The sequence below is a fragment of the Streptomyces sp. NPDC001549 genome (assembly GCF_042894025.1).
GTDB lineage: Bacteria > Actinomycetota > Actinomycetes > Streptomycetales > Streptomycetaceae > Streptomyces > Streptomyces kutzneri.
The window spans coordinates 141311-160980 of sequence record NZ_JBIAVJ010000004.1; the positions used below are offsets into that span (position 1 = coordinate 141311).

A 19670-nucleotide genomic window follows, 5' to 3' on the forward strand; every position below is an offset into this window, starting at 1 on the left:
GAGGGAACGGACGCGAGCTACCCTCGCCCCTGTGATCGCCAGGAACCCCCAGCATCAGGAGGTGTGCTGAGCCGATGGCAGACGGGCTCACGATCGGTCAGGCGGCGGCGTTCGCCGGCGTCACGATCAAGACCGTGCGGCACTACCACCGGCTCGGCCTGGTCGCCGAGCCGGAGCGCGACGGCTCCGGCTATCGGCGTTACCGATCGGCCGACCTGCTCCGGCTGGTCCAGGTCCGGACCCTGGCCTCGGCCGGCGTGCCGCTGGCCGAGGCAGGTGACCTGCTCGACGCCGATCCCGAGAGGTTCGCCGAGGCCCTGGACGACGTCCATCGCCGGCTCACCGAACGGATCGAGGGCCTGATCGCACGCCGGGACACGCTGCACCGACTCACCAGCGGCGACCGTGCCCTGCTGCCCGACCGGGCCTGCGCGGTCCTGGACCGACTCACCGATCTCGGCTTCGGTCCCGACTACGTGGCTGCGCAACGCGAAGCCCTGGTGCTGGCCCGGGCACTGATCCCGGAGGTCTTCGACAGCTTCCTGACCCGGCTCCGGCACTCGCTCGACGATCCCGAGTACGTCGAGCTGGCCAAGCGCGGCGCGGACGCGGCGTCCTGGGATCCCGACGACCCGCGGGTCGAGGAGCTGGCGTCCCTGCTGACCGACAAGCTACTGGCGGACCGGGCACTGCTCACGATGCCGACGGGGTCTCGGGGCCGGGCCGATACCGCCTCCCGGTACGGACTGGTCAACCACCACCGCGAGGACCGGGCGCCGGCCATCGCCCGGTTGAACGCACTGGTCGAGACGAACCTGCGCGCGGCCGGCATCGACATCCCGTATCAGTGACGGGCGACCGGTCACCCGGTCGACCCGTTGCCGTAGTCGCGCAACACCCTGGCCACGGGGGCCGAAGCCGGCCCGGGCCCGTGCGCGGTCCGGCCGGCGCGCATGCCGGACGGCCGCCCGCTCAGGCGGTACCCGCGCCCGCGGCCGCCCCCCGGCGGTCGCGGGCTCGTTCCCGGGCGAGTGCCGGACCGAACAGCCACCACGCCAGCAGTCCCACCCCCGCGCCCGCCGCGGCCCCGGCCACCGTGTCGCTGAGCCAGTGCGCGTGGAGCCAGGTCCGGCTCCACATCATGGCCAGCGTGAAGAACGCGCCCCCGATCCACCACGCCCGCCGCCGGGCGGCCGGGACCAGCAGGGCCCCGAGGACGACGACCAGGAGCGCCGCCGTCGCCGCGTGGCCGGACGGGAAGGAACCGTGGTCGACGCGGACCAGCGGGTCGGCCGGGCGCGGCCGGTCCACCAGGTGCTTGAGGCCCTGGATGACCAGCATGTTGCCGCCGAGGCTGGCCGCGAGCAGGAAGCCGGCCGAGACCCAGCGCCTGCGGACGAGCAGCAGGATCAGCAGGGAGAGCGGGAGGAGCGCCCCGACCGGCCCGCCGAACAGGTCCAGGGCCGTGGCGGCGGCCTGGTACAGCCCTTCGTGAGGGCCGCCCATCCATATCAGCCACCGGTCGTCCAGCCCCTGGAAGGGCGGATGCGCGACGTCGGCGCGGACGACGAGTGCGGGTGCTGCGGCCGCCCCCAGGAGCAGGAGACCCGTGATGAGGACGCCGTGGCCGCGCGGCGCACCGGTCTCGGGGCGTCGGCCGGTCCCAGCGGATCGGTGGGGTCCGCGGGGTCTGCCCTGCGGGGTGGCGGCGGTCGGGTTGCCGGACATGGCTGCCTCTCGTGACCGCGGCGGGGGCCCGCGGCCGGGTGCGCTGTGAAGGGAACGCGGGGGCGCGGCCGTGACCGCGCCCCCGCGGTGGAACAGGCGTGCGGGACCGGCGCCGTCAGGCTCCCGAGCCGAGGTGCCGGGCCAGGAAGGCCACGCCCCCCTCGACAATGGCGGGGATGTCGGTGGAGCCGAGGAGGATGTGGTCGGCACCCTCCACGGGCTGCAGGGTGACCTCGCCCCCGGCACTCTCCAGAGCCGCGGCGAGGGCCTCGCTCTGGCTGTACGGGACCAGGCCGTCGTGCGTCCCGTGCACCAGCAGGAACGGCGGCGGAACAGAGCCTTCCGCGTACGTCACCGGGCTCGCGGCCCGCGCCAGGTCCGGCCGCTCGGTGACGGTGGCGCCGAGCAGGGCCTCGTAGGGATCGGGGAAATCCGCACCGGGCATCACCGGCATGGGGTGCTCGGCCAGGGTGACGAGGTCGGAGACGCCGTACCAGTCGACGACGGCACGCACCCCGGTCTCGCCGGAGCCGACGCCCTGCGTGCCCTCCAGCGCCGCGCCCTGCGGGCTGTCGGGGCCGACGAGGCCGGCGAGGGCGGCCAGGTGACCGCCCGCGGACTCGCCCCAGACGCCGATCCGGTCCGGGTCGATGCCGAGGTCGCCGGCGAACGCGCGGACGTAGCGGATCGCGGCCTTCACATCGTGCAGCTGGGCCGGGAAGGGTGCTTCGAGGCTGTGCCGGTAGTCGATGGAGACGAGTGCGATCCCGGCCGCCAGTACCGCCCCGTGCAGCAGGCCGGCGGGGACGGTCGGCGGCGGGTAGCGGCGGTCGCCGTCCAGCCAGCCGCCGCCGTGGATCCAGACGATCGCCGCGAACGGGCCTTCGCCGGCGGGCACCTGTACGTCGAGCAGCCGGGGGCGGTAGCCGGGCGTGGTCGCGTAGGTGATCCCGTCGAAGCGGCGGACGCCGTCCGCGCCCGTCACGGGCGGTACGGGGGACCGGTACGGCGGGGGTGGCCAGGTCATGTCGGCGATGTCGATCTCGGCGGGTGGAGATTGCGTCATTGCGGCCCTTCCAATGTCGGCGGTGTCCCGGTGGAGCGGTTGCTGTGTGACGGATGGGGCGGACGCAGGCTTCGCGTCGTTTGTCCGGAATGCTTGCGCGAGCCGCCGGGGGCGGCGTAGCTTGTTACACGTGTAATCAAGGACTCTAGCGACGCGTTTCCGCTGACCACAAGCCCAGGAACGATCCAGATTCGGGATCAGTTACACGAGCTACTGCAGTGGCGGCGCCACCTTCCCCCTCTGGGAGCACGTCATGCTCACCATCCCCGACACCTCTGCGGTTCCCGCGGTCCGCAGCTTCGTCCACTGGGTCTCCGACCCCGTCGCCGCGAGCGTTCCGCAGGTCAGGTCCCGGGTGCGCGCCACCCTCGACGCCTGGCGGGTCCCCGCCGACGTGGTGGACGCCCTGCTGCTGGCCGTCAGTGAACTGGTCGGGAACGTCGTGCGGCATGCGGGCGGCGCCGGGCGGATGCGGGTCGCCGTCGCGGAGGGTGGCGGCTGGTTCCGGCTGGAGGTCGCCGACCGGGGCGCCGGACTGCCGCGGCTGCCGGCGCCCCGGTCGGAGGTCGACCCGGAGTCCGAGGGCGGGCGCGGGCTGCTGATGGTGCAGCTGCTGATGGCCGAGCTCGGCGGTGAACTCTCCGTCGTGGCCCATGAGTTCGGCAAGGCGGTCCGGGTGCGCGTCCCTGTGTCCTGAGTCGTGTCGCGGGCGCCCGGAGGGCGCTCGGAAGCCGCCCGGATGGCACGCGGATGTCGCCTGGAAGGCGCACCGAGAGGTCCTGTGCGCCACGCGATATAGCGAGATGTTGACGAGCGCCAAATATTCGACATACCGTGCACTCATCTCCCCGCTGCTCCCTGATTGAGGTGCCGCCCCATGGAGCTCTCCCCTTCCGCGTACGCCGATTCCTTCTGTCGTGATCGGCTTCCGCCCTTCCCCCTCTGGCCCGAACTCCACTTCGAACTACCGGAGTTGGAGTACCCGGCCCGGCTCAACTGCGCCCGGCGCCTGCTCGACGACGCCGTCGAGCGGCACGGCCCCGACCGCCCCTGTCTGCTCACCCCGACCGAGCGCTGGACCTACGGCGAACTGCAGCACCGCGCCAACCAGGTCGCCCAGGTCCTCACCGAGGACTTCGGCCTCCGGCCCGGCAACCGCGTCCTGCTGCGCGGCCCCAACAACCCCTGGCTCGTCGCCGCCTGGTTCGGCGTCCTGAAGGCCGGCGGGGTCGCCGTCACCACCATGCCGCTGCTGCGCGCCGGAGAACTCGCCGAGCTCACCGACATCAGCCGGCCCTCGCTCGCCCTGTGCGACCACCGCTACGCCGACGAGCTCGACCCGAGCCGCCGCCCCGGTCTGCCCGACCTGCCGGTCCTCACCTACGGGGGGCCCGAGCCGGAGGACCTGACCGCGCGCTGCGCCGCCAAGGACGGCCGGTTCACCACCGTGGTCACGGCCGCGGACGACGTGGCGCTGATCGCCTTCACCTCCGGTACCACCGGCCGCCCGAAGGCGACCCTGCACTTCCACCGCGACGTCCTGGCCAACGCCGACACGTTCTCCCGGCACGTCCTCAAACCCCGCCCGGACGACGTCTTCACCGGCACACCGCCGCTCGCCTTCACCTTCGGGCTCGGCGGGCTGGTGGTCTTCCCCCTCCACGCAGGGGCCGCGACCCTGCTGATCGAGCAGGCCGCCCCGCTGCAGCTGGCCGACCTCGTCGCGGAGCACGGTGTGACCGTGCTGTTCACCGCGCCCACGGCCTACCGCGCGATCATGGAGGCGGGGGCGGTGGACCGGCTGGCCGGGCTGCGCCGCTGCGTGTCCGCCGGCGAACCGCTCCCGGCCGCGGTGTGGCACGAGTTCCACGCCGCCACCGGCCTGCGCATCATCGACGGCATCGGCGCCACCGAGATGCTGCACGTCTTCATCTCCGCGGCCGACGAGGACATCCGGCCCGGTTCCACCGGCCGCCCCGTTCCGGGCTACCGCGCCGCCGTGGTCGACGAGAACGGCGACCCCGTCCCCGACGGGCAGCCCGGCCTCCTCGCGGTCACCGGTCCCACCGGATGCCGTTACCTGGAGGACCCGCGCCAGGCCTCGTACGTCAGGAACGGCTGGAACATCACCGGCGACACCTACATCCGCGACGCGGAGGGCTACTTCTGGTACGTCGCCCGCAGCGACGACATGATCGTCTCCTCCGGTTACAACATCGCGGGCCCCGAGGTCGAGAAGGCCCTCCTCACCCACCCGCACGTCGAGGAGTGCGCGGTCGTCGGGGCCCCCGACGCCCGCCGCGGCATGCTCGTGAAGGCGTACGTCGTCCTCGGCGCCGGTGTCCCGGCCGACGGGGCGACCGTCCGCGAGCTCCAGACCCACGTCAAGCAGACCATCGCCCCGTACAAGTACCCGCGCGCCGTCGAGTTCGTCACCGCGCTCCCGCGCACCGGCACCGGCAAGCTCCGGCGCGGTGAACTGCGTGAACGCGCCCGCACCGAAGCCGCCCCCGACGCGGCCCCCGCCCCGGCGCCCGCCGAGCCGGCCGGCGTCGTCGTCGAACGCCGCGTCGAGTGGACCGACACCGACGCCGCCGGCCACTACCACCACTCCACCGTCGTGCGCTGGGTCGAGGCGGCCGAGGCCGTCCTGCTCCACCGCCTGGGCCTCTCGCACCTGTTCGGCAGCACGCCCCGGGTCCACTTCGAGGCCGACTACCGGGCCCGCCTCTGGTTCGGGGAAGCCGTGCGCACCGAGCTCAAGGTCACCAAGGTCGGCACGGCCTCCCTGCACTACGCCTTCACCGTACGGGGCGCGCGGGGCGGCGAGGCGGCCACCGGCCGCATGGTCATCGCCCACTCCGCCGCCCACGCCACCGGGTCGACCCCCTGGCCCGCCGAGGTACGGGAACTGCTCGGCACGGCGGGACCGCAGCAACCGGAACTACTCACCACCGCACCATCGGCAGGAGGCACGCCGTGCGCGTCGCAGTCATAGGAGGAGGGCCCGGCGGACTGTACTTCGCGGCCCTCACCAAGCAGCTCTCCCCGCACTGGGAGGTCACCGTCTGGGAACGCAACGCCCCCGACGACACCTTCGGCTTCGGGGTCGTCTTCTCCGACGAGACGCTCGACGGCATCGCCCAGGCCGACCGCGAGATCTACGAGGCGATGTCGGCCGAGTTCGCCCGCTGGGCCGACATCGACGTCCGTTACCGGGGGAGCACCCTCACCTCGGGCGGCCACGGTTTCGCCGCCCTCGGCCGGCAGCACCTCCTGCGGATCCTCCAGCGGCGCTGCGCCGACCTGGAGGTGGACGTCCGCTACCGCACCCAGTCCCCGCCCGCAGCCGAACTCGCCGCCGAATACGACCTGGTGGTGGCGTGCGACGGCGTCCGGTCGGCCACCCGCGCCGCCTACGCCGACACCTTCGCCCCCGACCTCGACGAGCGCTCCGGCCGCTACATGTGGCTCGGCACGGACAAGGTCTTCGAGGCCTTCACCTTCATCGTGGACGAGCAGGACTTCGGCACCCTCCAGGTGCACGCGTACCCCTACGACGCCACCCGCTCCACCTTCATCGTGGAGATGGCGGAGGACGCGTGGCGGCGCGCCGGCTTCGAGGAGTTCGCCGACCGCGACCATCCGCCCGGCACCAGCGACGACGACAGCATCCGGCGCTGCGAGGAACTCCTCGCGGGCCACCTCGACGGCCACCGCCTGATCCCCAACAACTCCAAGTGGCTGCGCTTCACCACGGTCCGCAACAAGACCTGGCGGCACGAGAACGTCGTCCTCCTCGGCGACGCCGCCCACACCGCGCACTTCTCCATCGGCTCCGGCACCAAGCTCGCCATGGAGGACGCCCTCGTGCTCGCGGCCAGCCTGCACGAGCACCCGGACGTGCCGACCGCCCTCGCCGCCTACGAGGACGAGCGCAGGCCGGTGGTGGAATCCACCCAGCGCGCGGCCCAGGCCAGCCTGGAGTGGTTCGAGCACATCGACCGGTACACCGGCCAGGACCCGCACCAGTTCGCGTTCAACCTCCTCACCCGCAGCCGCCGCGTCACCTACGACAACCTGCGCGTGCGCGACGAGGGCTTCACCACCGCGGTCAACCGCTCCTCGGCCGTGCCGCCCATGTTCCGCCCCTACCAGCTGGGCGGGCTGCTGCTGCGCAACCGGGTCGTCGTACCGCCCACCGCACTGCACACCGCGCGCGACGGGGTCCCCGGCGACTTCGACCTCGTCCACCTCAGCACGCAGGCCATCGGCGGCGCCGGGCTGGTCCTCGCCGGAATGACGGCCGTCACCGCCGACGGCCGGGCCACCCCGGGCTGCCCCGGCCTGTGGAACGACGAACAGGAGGCGGCCTGGCGGCGCCTCACCGACTTCGTCCACGGCCAGACCGACACCTGCCTCGGCATCCAGCTCACCCACGCCGGACGCCGCGCGGCCACCCACGGCGGCGGGCAGCCGGTCGCCGCCTCGGCGCTGCCCTGGGACGAGCGCGGCCCGGTGCCGCGCGAGGCCGACCGGGCCGACATGGACGCGCTCGTACGGGACTTCGTGGCCGCGGCCCGGCGGGCCGACCGGGCCGGCTTCGACGCGCTGGAACTCCAGTACGGGCACGGGCACCTGCTGTCCGGCTTCCTGTCCCCACTGACCAACCTGCGCACCGACGAGTACGGCGGCGATCTGGACGGCAGGCTGCGGCTCCCCCTCGAAGTGCTGGGTGCCGTACGGGAGGTGTGGCCGGCCGGCAAGGCGCTCCTCGTGCGGATCTCCGCCGCCGACTGGGCCGAGGGCGGCACCACCGAGGCCGACGCCGTCAGGATCGCGGGCGCGCTCGCCGAGGCGGGCGCCGATGCCATCGACGTCTCCACCGGCGAGGTCGTCGCCCACGAGTGGCCCCGGTACGGCCGCAGCTACCAGACTCCGTACGCCGACCTCATCCGCAACGCCACCGGGGTCCCCACCATCGCCGTCGGCGCGATCTCCACGTACGACGACGTGAACTCGATCATCCTGGCCGGCCGGGCGGACCTGTGCGGCGTCGGCCGCGCCCAGCTCCACGACCCGCTGTGGACCCTGCACGCCGCCGCCGCCCAGGGCTACCAGGGTCCGGCCGCGCCCTGGGCACGCGCCTGGCGGGCGGGCAGCGGGCGGCCCCCGTCGGCGCGGACCGACCGGATCCCGCCGCGCCTCGAACTCCTGCGGCAGCCCGCCGAATCCGTCCACCGCCGCTGGCTGCCCCGCGCAGCCGTACCCGCCCACCGATGAGCCGGAGGTGCCCACGCACATGAACAGGGACCACCTGCCCCGCTTCACGGCGGCGGCCGTCCAGGCCGCGCCCGTCTACCTCGATCCCGCCGCCACCGTCGACAAGGCCGTCGCCCTGATCGCCGAAGCCGCGGCGGGCGGCGCCGAACTCGTCGTCTTCCCCGAGGTGTTCGTCCCCGGCTACCCCTACTGGAACTGGACGATGAACCCGGTCCAGGGCTCGCCCTGGTTCGAGCGGCTCCAGCGCGCCTCCGTCGACATCCCCGGCCCGCACGTCGACACCCTGCGCGCGGCGGCCCGCCGGCACGGCGTCGTCCTCGTCATCGGGGTCAACGAGCGGGCCGCGCACAGCCTCGGCGTCCTCTACAACACCCTGCTCACCATCGGACCCGACGGCGAACTCCTCGGTGTGCACCGCAAGCTGGTGCCGACCTGGGCCGAGAAGCTCACCTGGACCGGCGGCGACGGCAGCTCGCTGGTCGTCCACGACACCCCGGTCGGCCCGCTCGGCGCGCTGGCCTGCGGCGAGAACACCAACACCCTGGCCCGCTTCGCCCTCCTCGCGCAGGGCGAACTCGTCCACGCCTCCTGCTACATCGCCCTGCCCGTCGCCCCCGCCGACTACGACATGGCCGACGCGATCGCCGTCCGTACCGCCGCCCACAGCTTCGAGGGCAAGGTCTTCTCCGTCGTGGCCTGTTCCACCATCTCCCCGGAGATCGTGGACGCCCTCGCCGGGGACGACGAGGAGCTGCGGAGGCAGTTCACGCGTCCGCGCAGCGCCCTGTCCGGGATCTTCGGCCCGGACGGCCGCCCGGTCACCGAGCCCCTCGTCGACGAGGAGGGCATCGTCTACGGCGAGATCGACCTCGCCCGGTGCATCCAGCCCAAGCAGATGCACGACATCGTCGGCCACTACAACCGCTTCGACGTCTTCCGCCTCGAAGTGGACAACCGTCCCAGGCCGCCGGTCACCTTCACCGCGCCCACCGCGCCCACCGAGGCGTTCATCGCTCCGGCCGCTCCGGCCGCTTCCGCCGCTCCCGCCGCTTCCGAGGAGGACGTATGACCATCGAGCAGGACGACACCATGCTCGGCCGTGCCCGGGTGTCCGACACCCCCGAACTCACCGCGTACTACGAGGAGCTCGGCACCCTCGACGCGGGCGCACTGTGGACCGTCGCCAACGACATCGAACCCTGGTACCCGCAGCCCCGGTCCGTGCCCGTGCTGTGGCGCTACGCGGACCTGCGCCCCCTGGTCCACAAGGCCCTCGGCCTCGTCGCGGGCGACGACGCCGGCCGCCGGGTCGTCATGCTCGTCAACCCGGGCCGCAAGGACGTCAGCGCCGCCGCCGGACTCCTCTACACCGGGCTCCAGATCATGGGCCCCGGCGAGGCCATGACCGCCCACCGCCACCAGGCCGCGGCCCTGCGCTTCGTCCACGAGGGCACCGGGGCCTGGACGATCGTCGACGGCCAGAAGCTGAAGGTCGGCCCCCGCGACTTCGCCATCACCCCCAACGGCACCTGGCACGAGCACGGCAACGACGCCGACGACGCCCCCGTCATCTGGCAGGACGGACTCGACATCCCCCTGGTCAACGCCCTGGACGCCGGGTTCTACGAGGTCCACCCCGAGCTGTACCAGACCCCCGGCAAGGTCATCAACTCCTCCGTGCTGACGTACGGCGCGAACCTGCTGCCCTATGGCGTGGAGAAGTGGACCAGGCCGTACTCCCCGCTGCTGGCGTTCCCCTGGGAGCCCACCTACGAGGCCCTGCGCAATCTGGCCAAGGCCACCGAGGGCTCCCCGTACGACGGGGTCATCGCCGAGTACACCAACCCGGTCACCGGCGGCCCGGTCATGCCCACCATGGGCGCCCACATGCAGCTGCTGCGCCCCGGCCAGGCCACCCTCGCCCACCGTCACACAGGCTCGGTGATCTACACGGCGGCCAAGGGCCACGGCGTCTCGGTGATCGCCGGACAGCGCTTCGAGTGGAAGCAGGGCGACATCTTCTGCGTCCCCTCCTGGGCCTGGCACGAGCACCACAACCTGGACCGGTCCGAGGACGCCTGCCTCTTCTCCTTCAACGACTTCCCCGTCATGCGCTCGCTCGGCTTCCACCGGGAAGAGGCGTACGCCGACAACGGCGGCCACCAGCCCACCACCGCCGCCTGACCCACGAGGAGCCCCCGCACATGCGCTTGCTGACCTTCACCACCGGCCCCGACCACTCCACCGGACGCCTGGGCGCCGAGTCCGACGGCCTCGTCCTCGACCTCGCGGTCCTCGCCGACCACGCCGGCGTCACACTCCCGCACGACCTGCTCTCGTTCATCGAGGCCGGGCCCACCGCCCTGGAAGCGGCCCGGCAACTGCTCGCCGCGGACCCCGCCGGCCGGCCGGCCGGCGCCGTCCACCGCCTCGAAGACGTGACCCTGCGCGCACCCCTGCGCCCCGGCAAGATCATCGGCGTCGGACTCAACTACATAGAGCACGTCGAGGAGTCCAGCCGCAGCCTCGACACCGACAAGGACCTGCCGCCGCGCCCGGTCCTCTTCGGCAAGCCCGCCACGGCCGTCACCGGCCCCGGGGCGCCGATCCTGCACAACGCCGACCTGACCACTCAGCTGGACTGGGAGTGCGAACTCGCCGTCGTCATCGGCCGCCCCGCCTTCCGGGTGACCGAGGAGGAGGCGTACGACCACATCTTCGGCTTCAGCATCGTCAACGACATCAGCGCCCGCGACCAGCGCCGCTCCGGCCAGTGGTTCTTCTCCAAGGGCCAGGACTCCTACGCCCCCTTCGGCCCGGTGGTCGTCACCCGCGACGCGATCCCCGACTCGATGGCCCTCGACCTCTCGCTGCGCGTCAACGGCGTCACCAAGCAGAAGTCGAACACCCGGCACATGCTCTTCCCCATCGCCCGCCTCATCGCCGACATCAGCTCCGGCATGACCCTGGAGCCCGGCGACGTCATCGCGACGGGCTCACCGTCCGGCGTCGGCGCCGGCATGGTCCCGCCCGAGTTCCTGCGCCCCGGCGACACCGTCGAGGCCACGGTCGAAGGCATCGGCACCCTGACCAACCCCGTCGTCGACGCCCGCTGACCCGCCCGGGCAAAGAGGAGTACCCGTGTCACCCCGCACCTACCGCATCGGCCAGATCGTGCCGAGCTCCAACGTGACCATGGAGACGGAGGTCCCGGCCATCCTCCGGGCCCGCCAGGCCGTCGCACCCGACGAGCGCTTCACCTTCCACTCCAGCCGGATGCGCATGACCCACGTGACCCCGGAACAGCTCAAGGCCATGGACGCCGACTCCGACCGCTGCGCCGTGGAACTCTCCGACGCCCGGGTCGACGTACTGGGCTACGCCTGCCTGGTGGCCATCATGAGCATGGGCCTCGGCTACCACCGCACCTCGGAGCAGCGCCTGCACACCCGGACCGCCGAGAACGGCGCGCCCGCCCCGGTCGTCACCAGCGCCGGAGCCCTCGTCCACGGGCTGCACACCATCGGCGCCCGGAAGATCGTGCTGCTGGCCCCCTACATGCGCCCGCTCACCCAGACCGTCGTGGACTACCTGACGCACGAGGGCATCGAGGTCCTCGACCACCAGGCCCTCGAAATCCCCGACAACCTCGACGTCGCCGCCCACGACCCGGCCCGGCTGCCGGGCCTCGCGCGGGCACTGGAGTACGCCGACGCCGACGCGGTCGTGCTCTCGGCGTGCGTGCAGATGCCCTCGCTCGGCGCCATCGAGGAGGCCGAGCAGCTCCTGGGCAAGCCGGTGGTGTCCGCGGCGGTCTGCACGGCCCACCAGATGCTCCGGTCCCTGGACCTGGACGCGGTGGCTCCGGGCGCGGGCCACCTGCTGTCGGGCGCGTACGCGCGAACCCCGCTGCCGGGGTAGCCGGCAGGCCCACGGGAGCGTCGGCACCGAGTGGTCCGGGTCCGAGTGGTCCCTGACACGAAGACCTCCGTGCGGTGAGTTCCTGGACGGTTCCCACCGCACCGGGGGTCTTCGCCATGTTCAAGGCCTTGACCGGTGTCGACCACGCTCGTGCGGGACGACGGGCTGCGGCTCCACTCCGCGGACCGCGCCGAGCGACCGCCTTCACTCCCAGTCCGCCCTCGAATTTCATTACCCGGTCCCCTCCGCCTGTCGCTGGTTCACGCCCGTACAGAGCCGGTCGCCGGCCGCGTGGATACAGACGGAGTCCAAGGACTCGCCGGCCGGTGGTGGACACGGCGAAGCCGCCTGGAGTCCGGCGGGGGTTCCGGGCTCCAGGCGGCGGTCGGTGGGCATCCTTGCGCGGCGCCGGCGGTTCTACGCGGCGCCGCGCGGCTTCAGGAGGCGTCCGCCTCGGTTCGCCTGGCGAGCAGCGGGCCGACGAGCAGGGCCAGGACGCCGATCCCGGCCGCGATGAACCAGGCGTGCCGGAAGGCCTCCAGGGTGGCGGCGCCGGGGCCGGGGGTGCCGAGCACGGCGATGAACACCGAGATGCCGATGACGAGGCCGACCAGAGCGTGAAGGAGAAGAGCACCGCGCCGAAGCAGGAGTTGAAGACCAGCGCGGTCAGGTTCGCCAGGCTGAAGGACCGCACCCGCAACAGCGAGAACGCGACCACGGGGTTGGGGTGCCGGGCGGAGCGTCGGAAGAACTCGGCCAGGCCGACGACGGTCAGCGCGAAGCAGCCGAGCACACGTGCGGAGCTCCAGCCCCACTCCGGCGCCTTGTTTGCCGCCCCGCCGGGCGCCGGGGCCGATCGGCGTCCCGGGCCCAGGACGGTTCCGGCGGACAGGGCGGCGGCGTCACTCGGTACCCGGAGGATGGTGTCCGCCCGAACCGGGCGATCGCAGCTCAGCCCCGGGTGCCCGATCCGGGGAGGATGATCGTGACCCCGCGCCCGGCCGCCGTGCCCATGGCGGCCAGCGCCGCCGGGGCCGCGTCGAGCGGGATCGTCGAGGTGACCAGCAGGTCCGGCCGCAGCACCCCGCCCCGGACCATCTCCATCATCGGCGGGTAGGCGTGCGCCGCCATGCCGTGGCTCCCGAGGATCTCCAGCTCCCAGCCGATCACCCGGTCCATCGGCAGGGCCGCCGCGCCGGCAGCCGCCGGCAGCAGCCCCACCTGCACGTGCCGCCCGCGCCGGCGCAGCCCGGCCACCGAGGCCGCCGCCGTCCCCGGTGATCCCAGCGCGTCGAGGGACAGGTGCGCACCACCGCCGGTCGCCTCCCGGACGGCCTGGGCGGCGTCGGCGCCGTCCCGGGCGTCCACGCAGTGCACGGCCCCGAACTTCCGCGCCAGCTCCAGCGCCCCCGGCGCCGTGTCCACGGCGACCACCCGGGCCCCGGCCGCCGCCGCGATCATCACGGCGGAGAGCCCCACCCCACCGCAGCCGTACACGGACACCCATTCGCCCGCCGCCACCCGGCCCCGCGCCACCACCGCCCGGAACGCCGTCGCGAAGCGGCAGCCGAGACCGGCCGCCGTCGCGTACGAGAGCTCCTCGGGCACGGCCACCAGATTCACGTCGGCGTGGTCCAGGGCCACGTACTCGGCGAAGGACCCCCAGTGCGTGAACCCGGGCTGCGTCTGCCGCGCGCACACCTGGTGGTCACCGGCCGCGCAGTCGGCGCAGCTGCCGCAGGCGCACACGAACGGCGCCGTGACCCGGTCGCCGGGCCGCCAGTTCATGACGCCGGTCCCCACGGCCTCCACCACACCCGCGAGTTCATGTCCGGGGACGTGCGGCAGCACGATGTCCGGGTCGTGCCCCATCCAGCCGTGCCAGTCGCTGCGGCACAGCCCGGTGGCCTCCACCCGCACCACCACCCCGCCCGCCGGCGGAACCGGCTCCGCCACCTCCCGTACCTCGGCCTGCTCGCCGTACCGCTCGAAGACCACCGCTCGCATGGATCCCGCCCTCCGCTCGACCGACCGGCACGTTACCGGCTTCAGGGCGCGCCCTCCCCGGCCCGTGCCAGCGCCAGGACGCCCACGCAGATCAGGGCGATGCCCAGCAGCTGGGGGAGCAGCCACCAGCCCGACCGCAGGTGTTCCTCGTACAGCACCACCCCCAGCGCGATGCTGATGCTCGCGTCGCCGAGGGTCAGCGCGGGCTGCGAGGCGACCAGCGGGCCGCCCTGCATGGCGTGTTCCAGCAGGAGCAGGGCGCAGATGCCGCTCGCCCCGAAGGCGTACGTCTCCCAGGTGGTCAGGAAGGCGGCGAAGCCGTCGTCGTCGAGGACGTGCACCGCGGACTTCATCAGCGCGGCGGTGAGCGCGTAACAGACGGCGGTGGCGGCACCGAGGCAGCCGGCCCGGGCCCGGCCGGGCGGGAGGCGCAGCCCGGCCACGGCCAGGGCGGCCACGACGACCGCGCTGGCCGCCAGGGCCACCACCCAGCGCTCGGGCGGCACGTCCGTCCGGTTGCCCATGGGCGAGGCGGCCACGAGTGCGACCCCGAGCCCCGCCACCACCCCCGCCACGGCCAGCCACAGCGCCCGCGGCAGCCGCTGGCGCGTCATCAGCGAGGCGATCAGCAGTGCGAGCGGCAGTTCCAGCACGAACAGCGGCTGTACGAGCGCCAGCGCGCCGGTGGCCAGCGCGAGGGCCTGCCCGACCCCCGCCGCGATCACGGCCAGGATGCCGCCGATCCACAGCGGGCGCCGCAGCAGATCGAGGACCAGGCCGAGGCGGAAGCCGTCGTTCTGCGGCACGGTGAGCGCGGCGCGCCGCTGGAGCACGGTGGCGAGCGCGTTGCTGAACGCCGCGAACAGCGCGAAGAGGACCGGCAGGACGACGCCCATGCCCCGATCCTCACGGCGCCCGCCGCCCCTTGGCGCCACGACACCGGGCCACGGCTGTCGTGCCCCGCGCATTCCCCCGTCCGGACCTGCCCGGCAGGACAGCCCTCAGCCACGCCCCGCGGCCCGGCGCAGGGCCAGTGCCGCGAGGGCCTCCGGGGCGCCGGCCTGGCCCCGGACCCCGGGGAAGGCGTTGATGTCCACGATCAGCGGTGTCCCGCCGCCGGTGTCGATGATGTCCACGCCGTAGACGTCCAGCGCGAACACCGCGCCCACCTCGCGCACCAGATCGGCCCAGCCGGACGGCAGTTCCGCGAGGGGCAGGGGACGGGTGGGGCCACGGCCCCCGGGGGAGAGCTCGGACCGGCGCAGGGCCGAGAAGACCTGGTCCCCTATGGCCCACAGCTTGTGGTCCCAGCCGCTGTTGGGCGCGTACTCCTGCACCACGACCGGCTCGTGCGGCCATTCCCGCGCCAGCTCCCGCAGGCGTGCCACGTCGTCGACGCGGGCGACGAGGTCGCCCCGGCGGCTGCGCCGGCTCTTGACCACCACGGGGGCGTCGAGCCGGGCCCCGGCCGCCCAGGCCCCGAGGGAGCCGTGCGTACGGGTCGCGGCGAAGGGCAGCCCGGCCCGCAGGGCGAGCTCGGCCATCTCCGTACGGTCCTGGCACAGGGCGGTGGCCGAGGCGGAGTTCACCACGGCCGCCCCCCGCCGTTCCAGGTAGCGCGCGAGACCCAGCGCGTGCGGTGTCCGCGACTTCAGCAGGTACACCTCGGCGAGGGGCAGCGGCACGTCCCCGAGGGTGAGCGGATCGAGGGCCTCGACCGCGTGTTCCGGGGCCAGCAGGGCCGTGGTGTCCGCCAGCAGCGGATGCCCGGGATCCGGGGTGATCAGGCCGATCCTCACGCGCCGTCGCCCCCCACGGCCGAGACCTGTGCCGGGATCGACAGGGGCAGCGGGTAGGGCAGCGCCACGGGCGCCGGCGGCGGCTGCGTGGCACCGCCCGCCCGCGCCAGCTCCAGGACCGCCCGGGCCACCCGCGCGGCCGCGTCCGGCACCTGACGGAAGCTCGGGAAGTCGTTCACGTCGACGACCACCGGCCCGTCCGGGCCCAGCAGCACGTCCACGCCGTACAGATCCAGCCCGTAGACCGCCCCCACCTGGGCGGCGATCGCCGCCACCTCGGCCGACAGCGGCACGCGGCGCTCCCGTACCGAGGGGTCCGGGTGCAGCGGTGAGCAGCGCTCGGTCGCGAACAGCTCCCCGCCGACCGCGTACACCTTGATGTCCGTGCCCGAGTTGGGCACGTACGGCTGGGCGATGAGCAGGCCCTCGCCCGCGAGCACGGGCAGCAGCGACTCCAGCCGCTCCGGCGAGGACACCAGGTGCACGGCCCGTCCGGAGCTGCCGTCGGCGGGCTTGACGACGAGCGGGTACTCCGCCGCCGGGATCTCCCTGAGCAACTCGGGGCGGGCCACGGCGTACGTCGGCGGCAGCGGGAGCCCCCGGCCGCGCCCGAGGGCGGCGGCCAGCGCCTTGTCCCGTACGCCACGGATCGAGCGGGCGTCGTTGACGGTGGTCGTCCCGGCCGCGGCGGCGGCTTCGAGCAGCGTCAGACCCGGGCCGCCGGACACGGTCTTGAGGACCCAGGCGTCGTGCGCGCCCGCGTCCACCACCTCGGTCATGCGCAGGAGCGAGCCGCCCGGCCGTACGACGTCCACCTGGTGCCCCCACGCGGTCAGCTGCCGGATCACCTCGTTCGGCATGCCGTCGTGGCGGTAGTGCTCCTCCACCAGGAAGCAGAGCCTCATGGACCTTCCCCATATTCCCCGGACGTCCGCCGATACCGTCCGGCGAGTTGTGACGTCACAGGATGTCATGGACCGCAATGTGATGATCGGTCCGCGTGTGGCCTTCCTTGGTGCGCTGCCCGCTTCGGATCAACGGGGGAGGGGCCGGGGCGGGGGCGATCGGCGGACAGGGCTGCTGCGGTTGCCCGGCCACGAAGACGAGCCGATGCGACGGGTGGTTCCGCGGCGAAGCGACCTGCCGCCGGCAGCGGGTGGTTCCTCCCCGAGCCGCTCCTCGGCCTCTGCGTGAACGGCACCCACCGCACCGTGCGCATGACCGGCCGCAGTGCCGGAAATCCGGGTGAATGATCGGACAATCGGCTGCTAGGTTGATCACGTGCCGAAGCTGAATCAGATCATCGCAGTGGAAAAGGGCGTCAAGTCCAAGTCCCTCCAGGAGCTCACCCAGGCTCACCACGACGTCCAGAAGCCCGCCCTGCTGGCAGGTATCTCCCGGACCTACCAGCCCAAGGACGAGGAGGGCGAGCAGCTGCCGCCCGAGTCCACCCGGGTGCAGGTCAAGGCCGAGGACGTGCTGCGGGCGACGGCGGGGACCCTGACGCGGCTGTTCGACGTGACGGCCACCAAGGACTGGGCCAACCGCACCGCGGCCGCCGATGTCGTCGTGGACGGGTCGGTCCTGCTGGAGCAGGTGCCCGTGCCGTACCTGCTCTTCCTGGAGAAGCAGCTCACCGACATGCACACCTTCGTGCGGAAGCTGCCGGTGCTGGACGCCTCCGAATCCTGGAACCTGGACCCGTCCACGGACTCCTGGAAGACGGACCCGGTGCGCACCATCCGTACCAAGAAGGTGCCGCGCAACCACGTGAAGGCCGAGGCCACCGAGAAGCACCCGGCGCAGGTCGAGGTGTACTACGAGGACGTTCCGGTCGGGTACTGGACGACCGTGAAGTTCTCCGGTGCGCTGCCCGCCCGGCGGGTCAACGAACTGCTCGACCGCGTGGAGAAGCTCCAGCAGGCCGTCAAGTTCGCCCGCGAGGAGGCCAACAGCGCCGAGGTCACCGACCACCGGGTCGGCGACGCGGTGTTCGGCTACTTGTTCAAGTAGCCCCGAAGACTCCCTCTGTATGTCTGCAGGGGGTGCGCGAGAGCGCAAGCTGAAACTGATGTTGAAGCTGAACGAGGGTGTCAGTTGGGGGTTCGAATCCCTCCCCCGGCACTGCGAGCCGGGGTGGCCCAAGCTGGTAGAGGCGGCCCTTCAAACTCAGATTATCGCTCCAGTCTCAGTATTCGCCGCCGAACACCGGATCGACCGAGCGTGGACGATCATCGATGGATGGGGGTTCAAGTCCCCTCTGCGCCTCTTCTCATGGCGCGGTAGTTCAAAGGCAGAACACGTCGATCTAAGAATGATCCGCGACTCTTAAACGTGCCGGTGTGCGCAATTGGGTGGCACGCAGGAGCCCGGGAGCTGGATATGCTCCCGGGCTCCGTCACGTTCCGGCCCGCGGTCCGTTTTTTTCGGACCGACCGGGCCCGGTCGTACCGGTCCGGTCAGACCGGTACGGACACGAACGTCCGGCCCGACTCGTTCTCGACCAGGATCGCCTTGACGTCCGCCGGGTCCACGGCCGCCGATCCGTCCAGCGCCGCGCCCTTGGCCTCGCCGTTCCCCTGGCTGCCCGTGACCCAGCCGGCGGCGGTGGTGCGCGTACCGTTCTTGGAGACAACGACCAGCCGGCACCGCTCGCCCGGCGGCACGCCCGTGACCGCGGCATGCACCCGCACCCACTTGGTGGCGGGCGTCATCTGTACGGTCATCCGCGCACCCGTGACCTTGTCGGTCGCGGAGAGCACCTTGGTCCCGGCGGGCGGCGGGGAAGGGTTCGCCGTGGCCGTCGGGGACGGCGGCACAGGCAGCGCGACGGCGTCCGGATCGCCCGTACCCAGCTGGGTTCCTGCCCAGAACACGGCGGCCAGCGACGCAGCCACCGCCAGTCCCGCGAGCCCAGCCCGCCGGCGCGAATCACCGGCCCGCTCGCCGCGCATCTGCCGCAGGGTGCGCTGGAGCAGCAGGTCACCGCCCTGCGGCGGTCCGTCGAGGAACGCCTCGTCGGGCACCTCGCCCAGAGCCGCCTCCATCTCGCGCAACGCGGCCACCTCCTCCCGGCACTGCACGCATCCGCTCGTGTGTTCCTCGACCCGGCGGATCTCCTCGGCGTCCAGGACGCCGAGTACGTAGGGGCCGAGCAGTTCCTCCTCGTGCCTCTGCCGGTTCATGCCACCACCTCACGCAGTCCGGCGGGCTGCTGGGGCGGCCTGCCCGATCGCTTTCCTTCTCTGGAACCGATGTCCCTGAATCCGTCGCTCTTGAAGACGTCGCGCAGCGCCTTGAGGGCGTAGTGCGAGCGAGATTTGACCGTACCCGCCGGGATGCCGAGGCTGTCGGCCGCCTCCGCGACGCTGAGCTGTCGGTAGTACAACTCCTTCAGGACGTCGCGGTGTTCCGGCGACAGCTGATCGAGGGCCCCCAGGACCGTCATGCTGTCCACCACGGAATCGGCGTGGTCCGCCTCCACCGGGGGAGCGGACGAGGCTCCCGAGACCTCGGGCGGCCGGGCGGCCTTCGCCCGGTAGCGGTCGGTGATGATGTTGCGGGCCACCGTGAGCAGCCAGCCGCGCACCGAGCCCTTCCCGTTGACCAGCACCTCGGAGTGGCGCCAGGCCCGGATCAGCGTCTCCTGTACGACATCCTCGGCGGCGGCCCGGTCTCCGGTCAGCCGGGTGGCGTACGCGAGCAGGGCGTGGCCGTGCTCCTCGTACACCGACTTGATCAGTGCCTCATCGGTCGAGCCCCGCCGAGTGCGGGGCCACAGTGGTCCGGCCATCTCACCCTCTCCGTCTTCCTCGCATATGTGGTGCGGTCGGAACACGCCACCGGGACGGATTCGGTTCACGTGA

At 72.8% G+C, this 19670-nt stretch carries 17 protein-coding genes and 2 pseudogenes; 10 read left to right on the forward strand and 9 right to left on the reverse strand.

The genetic code is table 11. The annotated features are described in order from the left end of the window. The first annotated feature begins 74 nt into the window (after positions 1-74). Positions 75-851, forward strand: coding sequence for a MerR family transcriptional regulator (locus tag ACFY04_RS08480; protein ID WP_389115035.1), 777 nt, complete (start codon positions 75-77; stop codon positions 849-851). 121 nt (positions 852-972) lie between these two features. Here the strand turns inward: ACFY04_RS08480 and ACFY04_RS08485 are convergent, their stop codons facing one another. Together ACFY04_RS08485 and ACFY04_RS08490 are read right to left on the reverse strand one after the other, a co-directional pair. After that, positions 973-1728 (reverse strand): phosphatase PAP2 family protein, encoded by a 756-nt coding sequence (locus ACFY04_RS08485; RefSeq protein ID WP_389115037.1) that lies wholly within the window; start codon positions 1726-1728, stop codon positions 973-975. A 115-nt stretch (positions 1729-1843) separates the two neighbouring features. After that, complete coding sequence (locus tag ACFY04_RS08490) at positions 1844-2794, reverse strand: alpha/beta hydrolase fold domain-containing protein (protein ID WP_389115039.1); 951 nt, start codon at positions 2792-2794, stop codon at positions 1844-1846. A gap of 253 nt (positions 2795-3047) precedes the next feature. Between ACFY04_RS08490 and ACFY04_RS08495 the strand changes: the two genes are divergently transcribed. From ACFY04_RS08495 to ACFY04_RS08530, 8 genes and pseudogenes are all read left to right on the forward strand, one after another. Beyond that, complete coding sequence (locus ACFY04_RS08495) at positions 3048-3491, forward strand: ATP-binding protein (protein ID WP_389115041.1); 444 nt, start codon at positions 3048-3050, stop codon at positions 3489-3491. Between the two features lie 180 nt (positions 3492-3671). Beyond that, positions 3672-5288: pseudogene (locus tag ACFY04_RS08500) on the forward strand (AMP-binding protein); the annotation flags it as partial. Between the two features lie 114 nt (positions 5289-5402). Then, a pseudogene (locus tag ACFY04_RS08505) lies at positions 5403-5792 on the forward strand (acyl-CoA thioesterase); the annotation flags it as partial. Continuing rightward, on the forward strand, positions 5774-8077 hold the full coding sequence (locus ACFY04_RS08510) for an FAD-dependent monooxygenase (RefSeq protein ID WP_389115042.1): 2304 nt from the start codon (positions 5774-5776) through the stop codon (positions 8075-8077). The pseudogene ACFY04_RS08505 and the gene ACFY04_RS08510, both read left to right, overlap by 19 nt. A 19-nt stretch (positions 8078-8096) precedes the next feature. Then, positions 8097-9146 carry a carbon-nitrogen hydrolase family protein gene (locus ACFY04_RS08515; RefSeq protein ID WP_389115044.1) on the forward strand — a complete coding sequence of 350 codons (1050 nt, stop codon included), beginning with the start codon at positions 8097-8099 and terminating at the stop codon, positions 9144-9146. Continuing rightward, positions 9143-10261 (forward strand): cupin domain-containing protein, encoded by a 1119-nt coding sequence (locus tag ACFY04_RS08520; protein WP_389115046.1) that lies wholly within the window; start codon positions 9143-9145, stop codon positions 10259-10261. Before ACFY04_RS08515 ends, ACFY04_RS08520 begins: the two co-directional genes overlap by 4 nt. 20 nt (positions 10262-10281) lie before the next feature. Then, positions 10282-11193: a fumarylacetoacetate hydrolase family protein gene (locus ACFY04_RS08525; RefSeq protein WP_389115048.1), complete on the forward strand. Its 912-nt coding sequence runs from the start codon at positions 10282-10284 to the stop codon at positions 11191-11193. 79 nt (positions 11194-11272) lie between these two features. Next, the gene (locus ACFY04_RS08530; protein WP_389115442.1) at positions 11273-11998 is read left to right on the forward strand and encodes an Asp/Glu racemase; all 726 of its coding nucleotides are present in this window, start codon (positions 11273-11275) and stop codon (positions 11996-11998) included. Between the two features lie 437 nt (positions 11999-12435). Here ACFY04_RS08530 and ACFY04_RS08535 read toward each other — a convergent pair whose 3' ends face one another. The 5 genes from ACFY04_RS08535 to ACFY04_RS08555 all read right to left on the reverse strand — a co-directional run bounded on the left by ACFY04_RS08535 (position 12436) and on the right by ACFY04_RS08555 (position 16709). After that, on the reverse strand, positions 12436-12585 hold the full coding sequence (locus ACFY04_RS08535) for a hypothetical protein (RefSeq protein WP_389115049.1): 150 nt from the start codon (positions 12583-12585) through the stop codon (positions 12436-12438). A 364-nt stretch (positions 12586-12949) separates the two neighbouring features. Next, entirely contained in the window at positions 12950-14005 is a 1056-nt protein-coding gene (locus ACFY04_RS08540; RefSeq protein WP_389115050.1) for a zinc-dependent alcohol dehydrogenase family protein, read from the reverse strand. 41 nt (positions 14006-14046) lie between these two features. Then, positions 14047-14901, reverse strand: coding sequence for a DMT family transporter (locus tag ACFY04_RS08545; protein WP_389115052.1), 855 nt, complete (start codon positions 14899-14901; stop codon positions 14047-14049). Positions 14902-15006: 105 nt separating this feature from the next. Next, positions 15007-15804 carry a RimK family alpha-L-glutamate ligase gene (locus ACFY04_RS08550; RefSeq protein WP_389115053.1) on the reverse strand — a complete coding sequence of 266 codons (798 nt, stop codon included), beginning with the start codon at positions 15802-15804 and terminating at the stop codon, positions 15007-15009. Continuing rightward, on the reverse strand, positions 15801-16709 hold the full coding sequence (locus tag ACFY04_RS08555; RefSeq protein ID WP_389115054.1) for a RimK family alpha-L-glutamate ligase: 909 nt from the start codon (positions 16707-16709) through the stop codon (positions 15801-15803). Before ACFY04_RS08555 ends, ACFY04_RS08550 begins: the two co-directional genes overlap by 4 nt. A gap of 376 nt (positions 16710-17085) precedes the next feature. Here ACFY04_RS08555 and ACFY04_RS08560 point away from each other — a divergent pair, with 376 nt between their 5' ends. Continuing rightward, positions 17086-17817 (forward strand): hypothetical protein, encoded by a 732-nt coding sequence (locus ACFY04_RS08560; protein WP_314241461.1) that lies wholly within the window; start codon positions 17086-17088, stop codon positions 17815-17817. Between the two features lie 446 nt (positions 17818-18263). On the opposite strand, the gene ACFY04_RS08565 is transcribed toward ACFY04_RS08560, so the two are convergent. Both ACFY04_RS08565 and ACFY04_RS08570 read right to left on the reverse strand, forming a co-directional pair. After that, positions 18264-18989: an anti-sigma factor family protein gene (locus tag ACFY04_RS08565; protein WP_389115056.1), complete on the reverse strand. Its 726-nt coding sequence runs from the start codon at positions 18987-18989 to the stop codon at positions 18264-18266. Beyond that, a complete protein-coding gene (locus tag ACFY04_RS08570) occupies positions 18986-19597 on the reverse strand; it encodes a sigma-70 family RNA polymerase sigma factor (RefSeq protein WP_030725819.1) in 612 nt (203 codons plus the stop codon). Before ACFY04_RS08570 ends, ACFY04_RS08565 begins: the two co-directional genes overlap by 4 nt. Between the last annotated feature and the right edge of the window lie 73 nt (positions 19598-19670).

Excerpts from the sequence above, each read along its gene's own strand:
- ACFY04_RS08480 (WP_389115035.1), top strand. The coding sequence starts at position 75 with ATGGCAGACGGGCTCACGATCGGTCAGGCGGCGGCGTTCGCCGGCGTC.
- ACFY04_RS08515 (WP_389115044.1), top strand. The coding sequence starts at position 8,097 with ATGAACAGGGACCACCTGCCCCGCTTCACGGCGGCGGCCGTCCAGGCC.
- ACFY04_RS08530 (WP_389115442.1), top strand. The coding sequence starts at position 11,273 with ATGGAGACGGAGGTCCCGGCCATCCTCCGGGCCCGCCAGGCCGTCGCA.
- ACFY04_RS08540 (WP_389115050.1), bottom strand. The coding sequence starts at position 14,005 with ATGCGAGCGGTGGTCTTCGAGCGGTACGGCGAGCAGGCCGAGGTACGG.
- ACFY04_RS08490 (WP_389115039.1), bottom strand. The coding sequence starts at position 2,794 with ATGACGCAATCTCCACCCGCCGAGATCGACATCGCCGACATGACCTGG.
- ACFY04_RS08495 (WP_389115041.1), top strand. The coding sequence starts at position 3,048 with ATGCTCACCATCCCCGACACCTCTGCGGTTCCCGCGGTCCGCAGCTTC.
- ACFY04_RS08555 (WP_389115054.1), bottom strand. The coding sequence starts at position 16,709 with ATGAGGCTCTGCTTCCTGGTGGAGGAGCACTACCGCCACGACGGCATG.
- ACFY04_RS08570 (WP_030725819.1), bottom strand. The coding sequence starts at position 19,597 with ATGGCCGGACCACTGTGGCCCCGCACTCGGCGGGGCTCGACCGATGAG.
- ACFY04_RS08485 (WP_389115037.1), bottom strand. The coding sequence starts at position 1,728 with ATGTCCGGCAACCCGACCGCCGCCACCCCGCAGGGCAGACCCCGCGGA.
- ACFY04_RS08520 (WP_389115046.1), top strand. The coding sequence starts at position 9,143 with ATGACCATCGAGCAGGACGACACCATGCTCGGCCGTGCCCGGGTGTCC.
- ACFY04_RS08525 (WP_389115048.1), top strand. The coding sequence starts at position 10,282 with ATGCGCTTGCTGACCTTCACCACCGGCCCCGACCACTCCACCGGACGC.
- ACFY04_RS08565 (WP_389115056.1), bottom strand. The coding sequence starts at position 18,989 with ATGAACCGGCAGAGGCACGAGGAGGAACTGCTCGGCCCCTACGTACTC.
- ACFY04_RS08545 (WP_389115052.1), bottom strand. The coding sequence starts at position 14,901 with ATGGGCGTCGTCCTGCCGGTCCTCTTCGCGCTGTTCGCGGCGTTCAGC.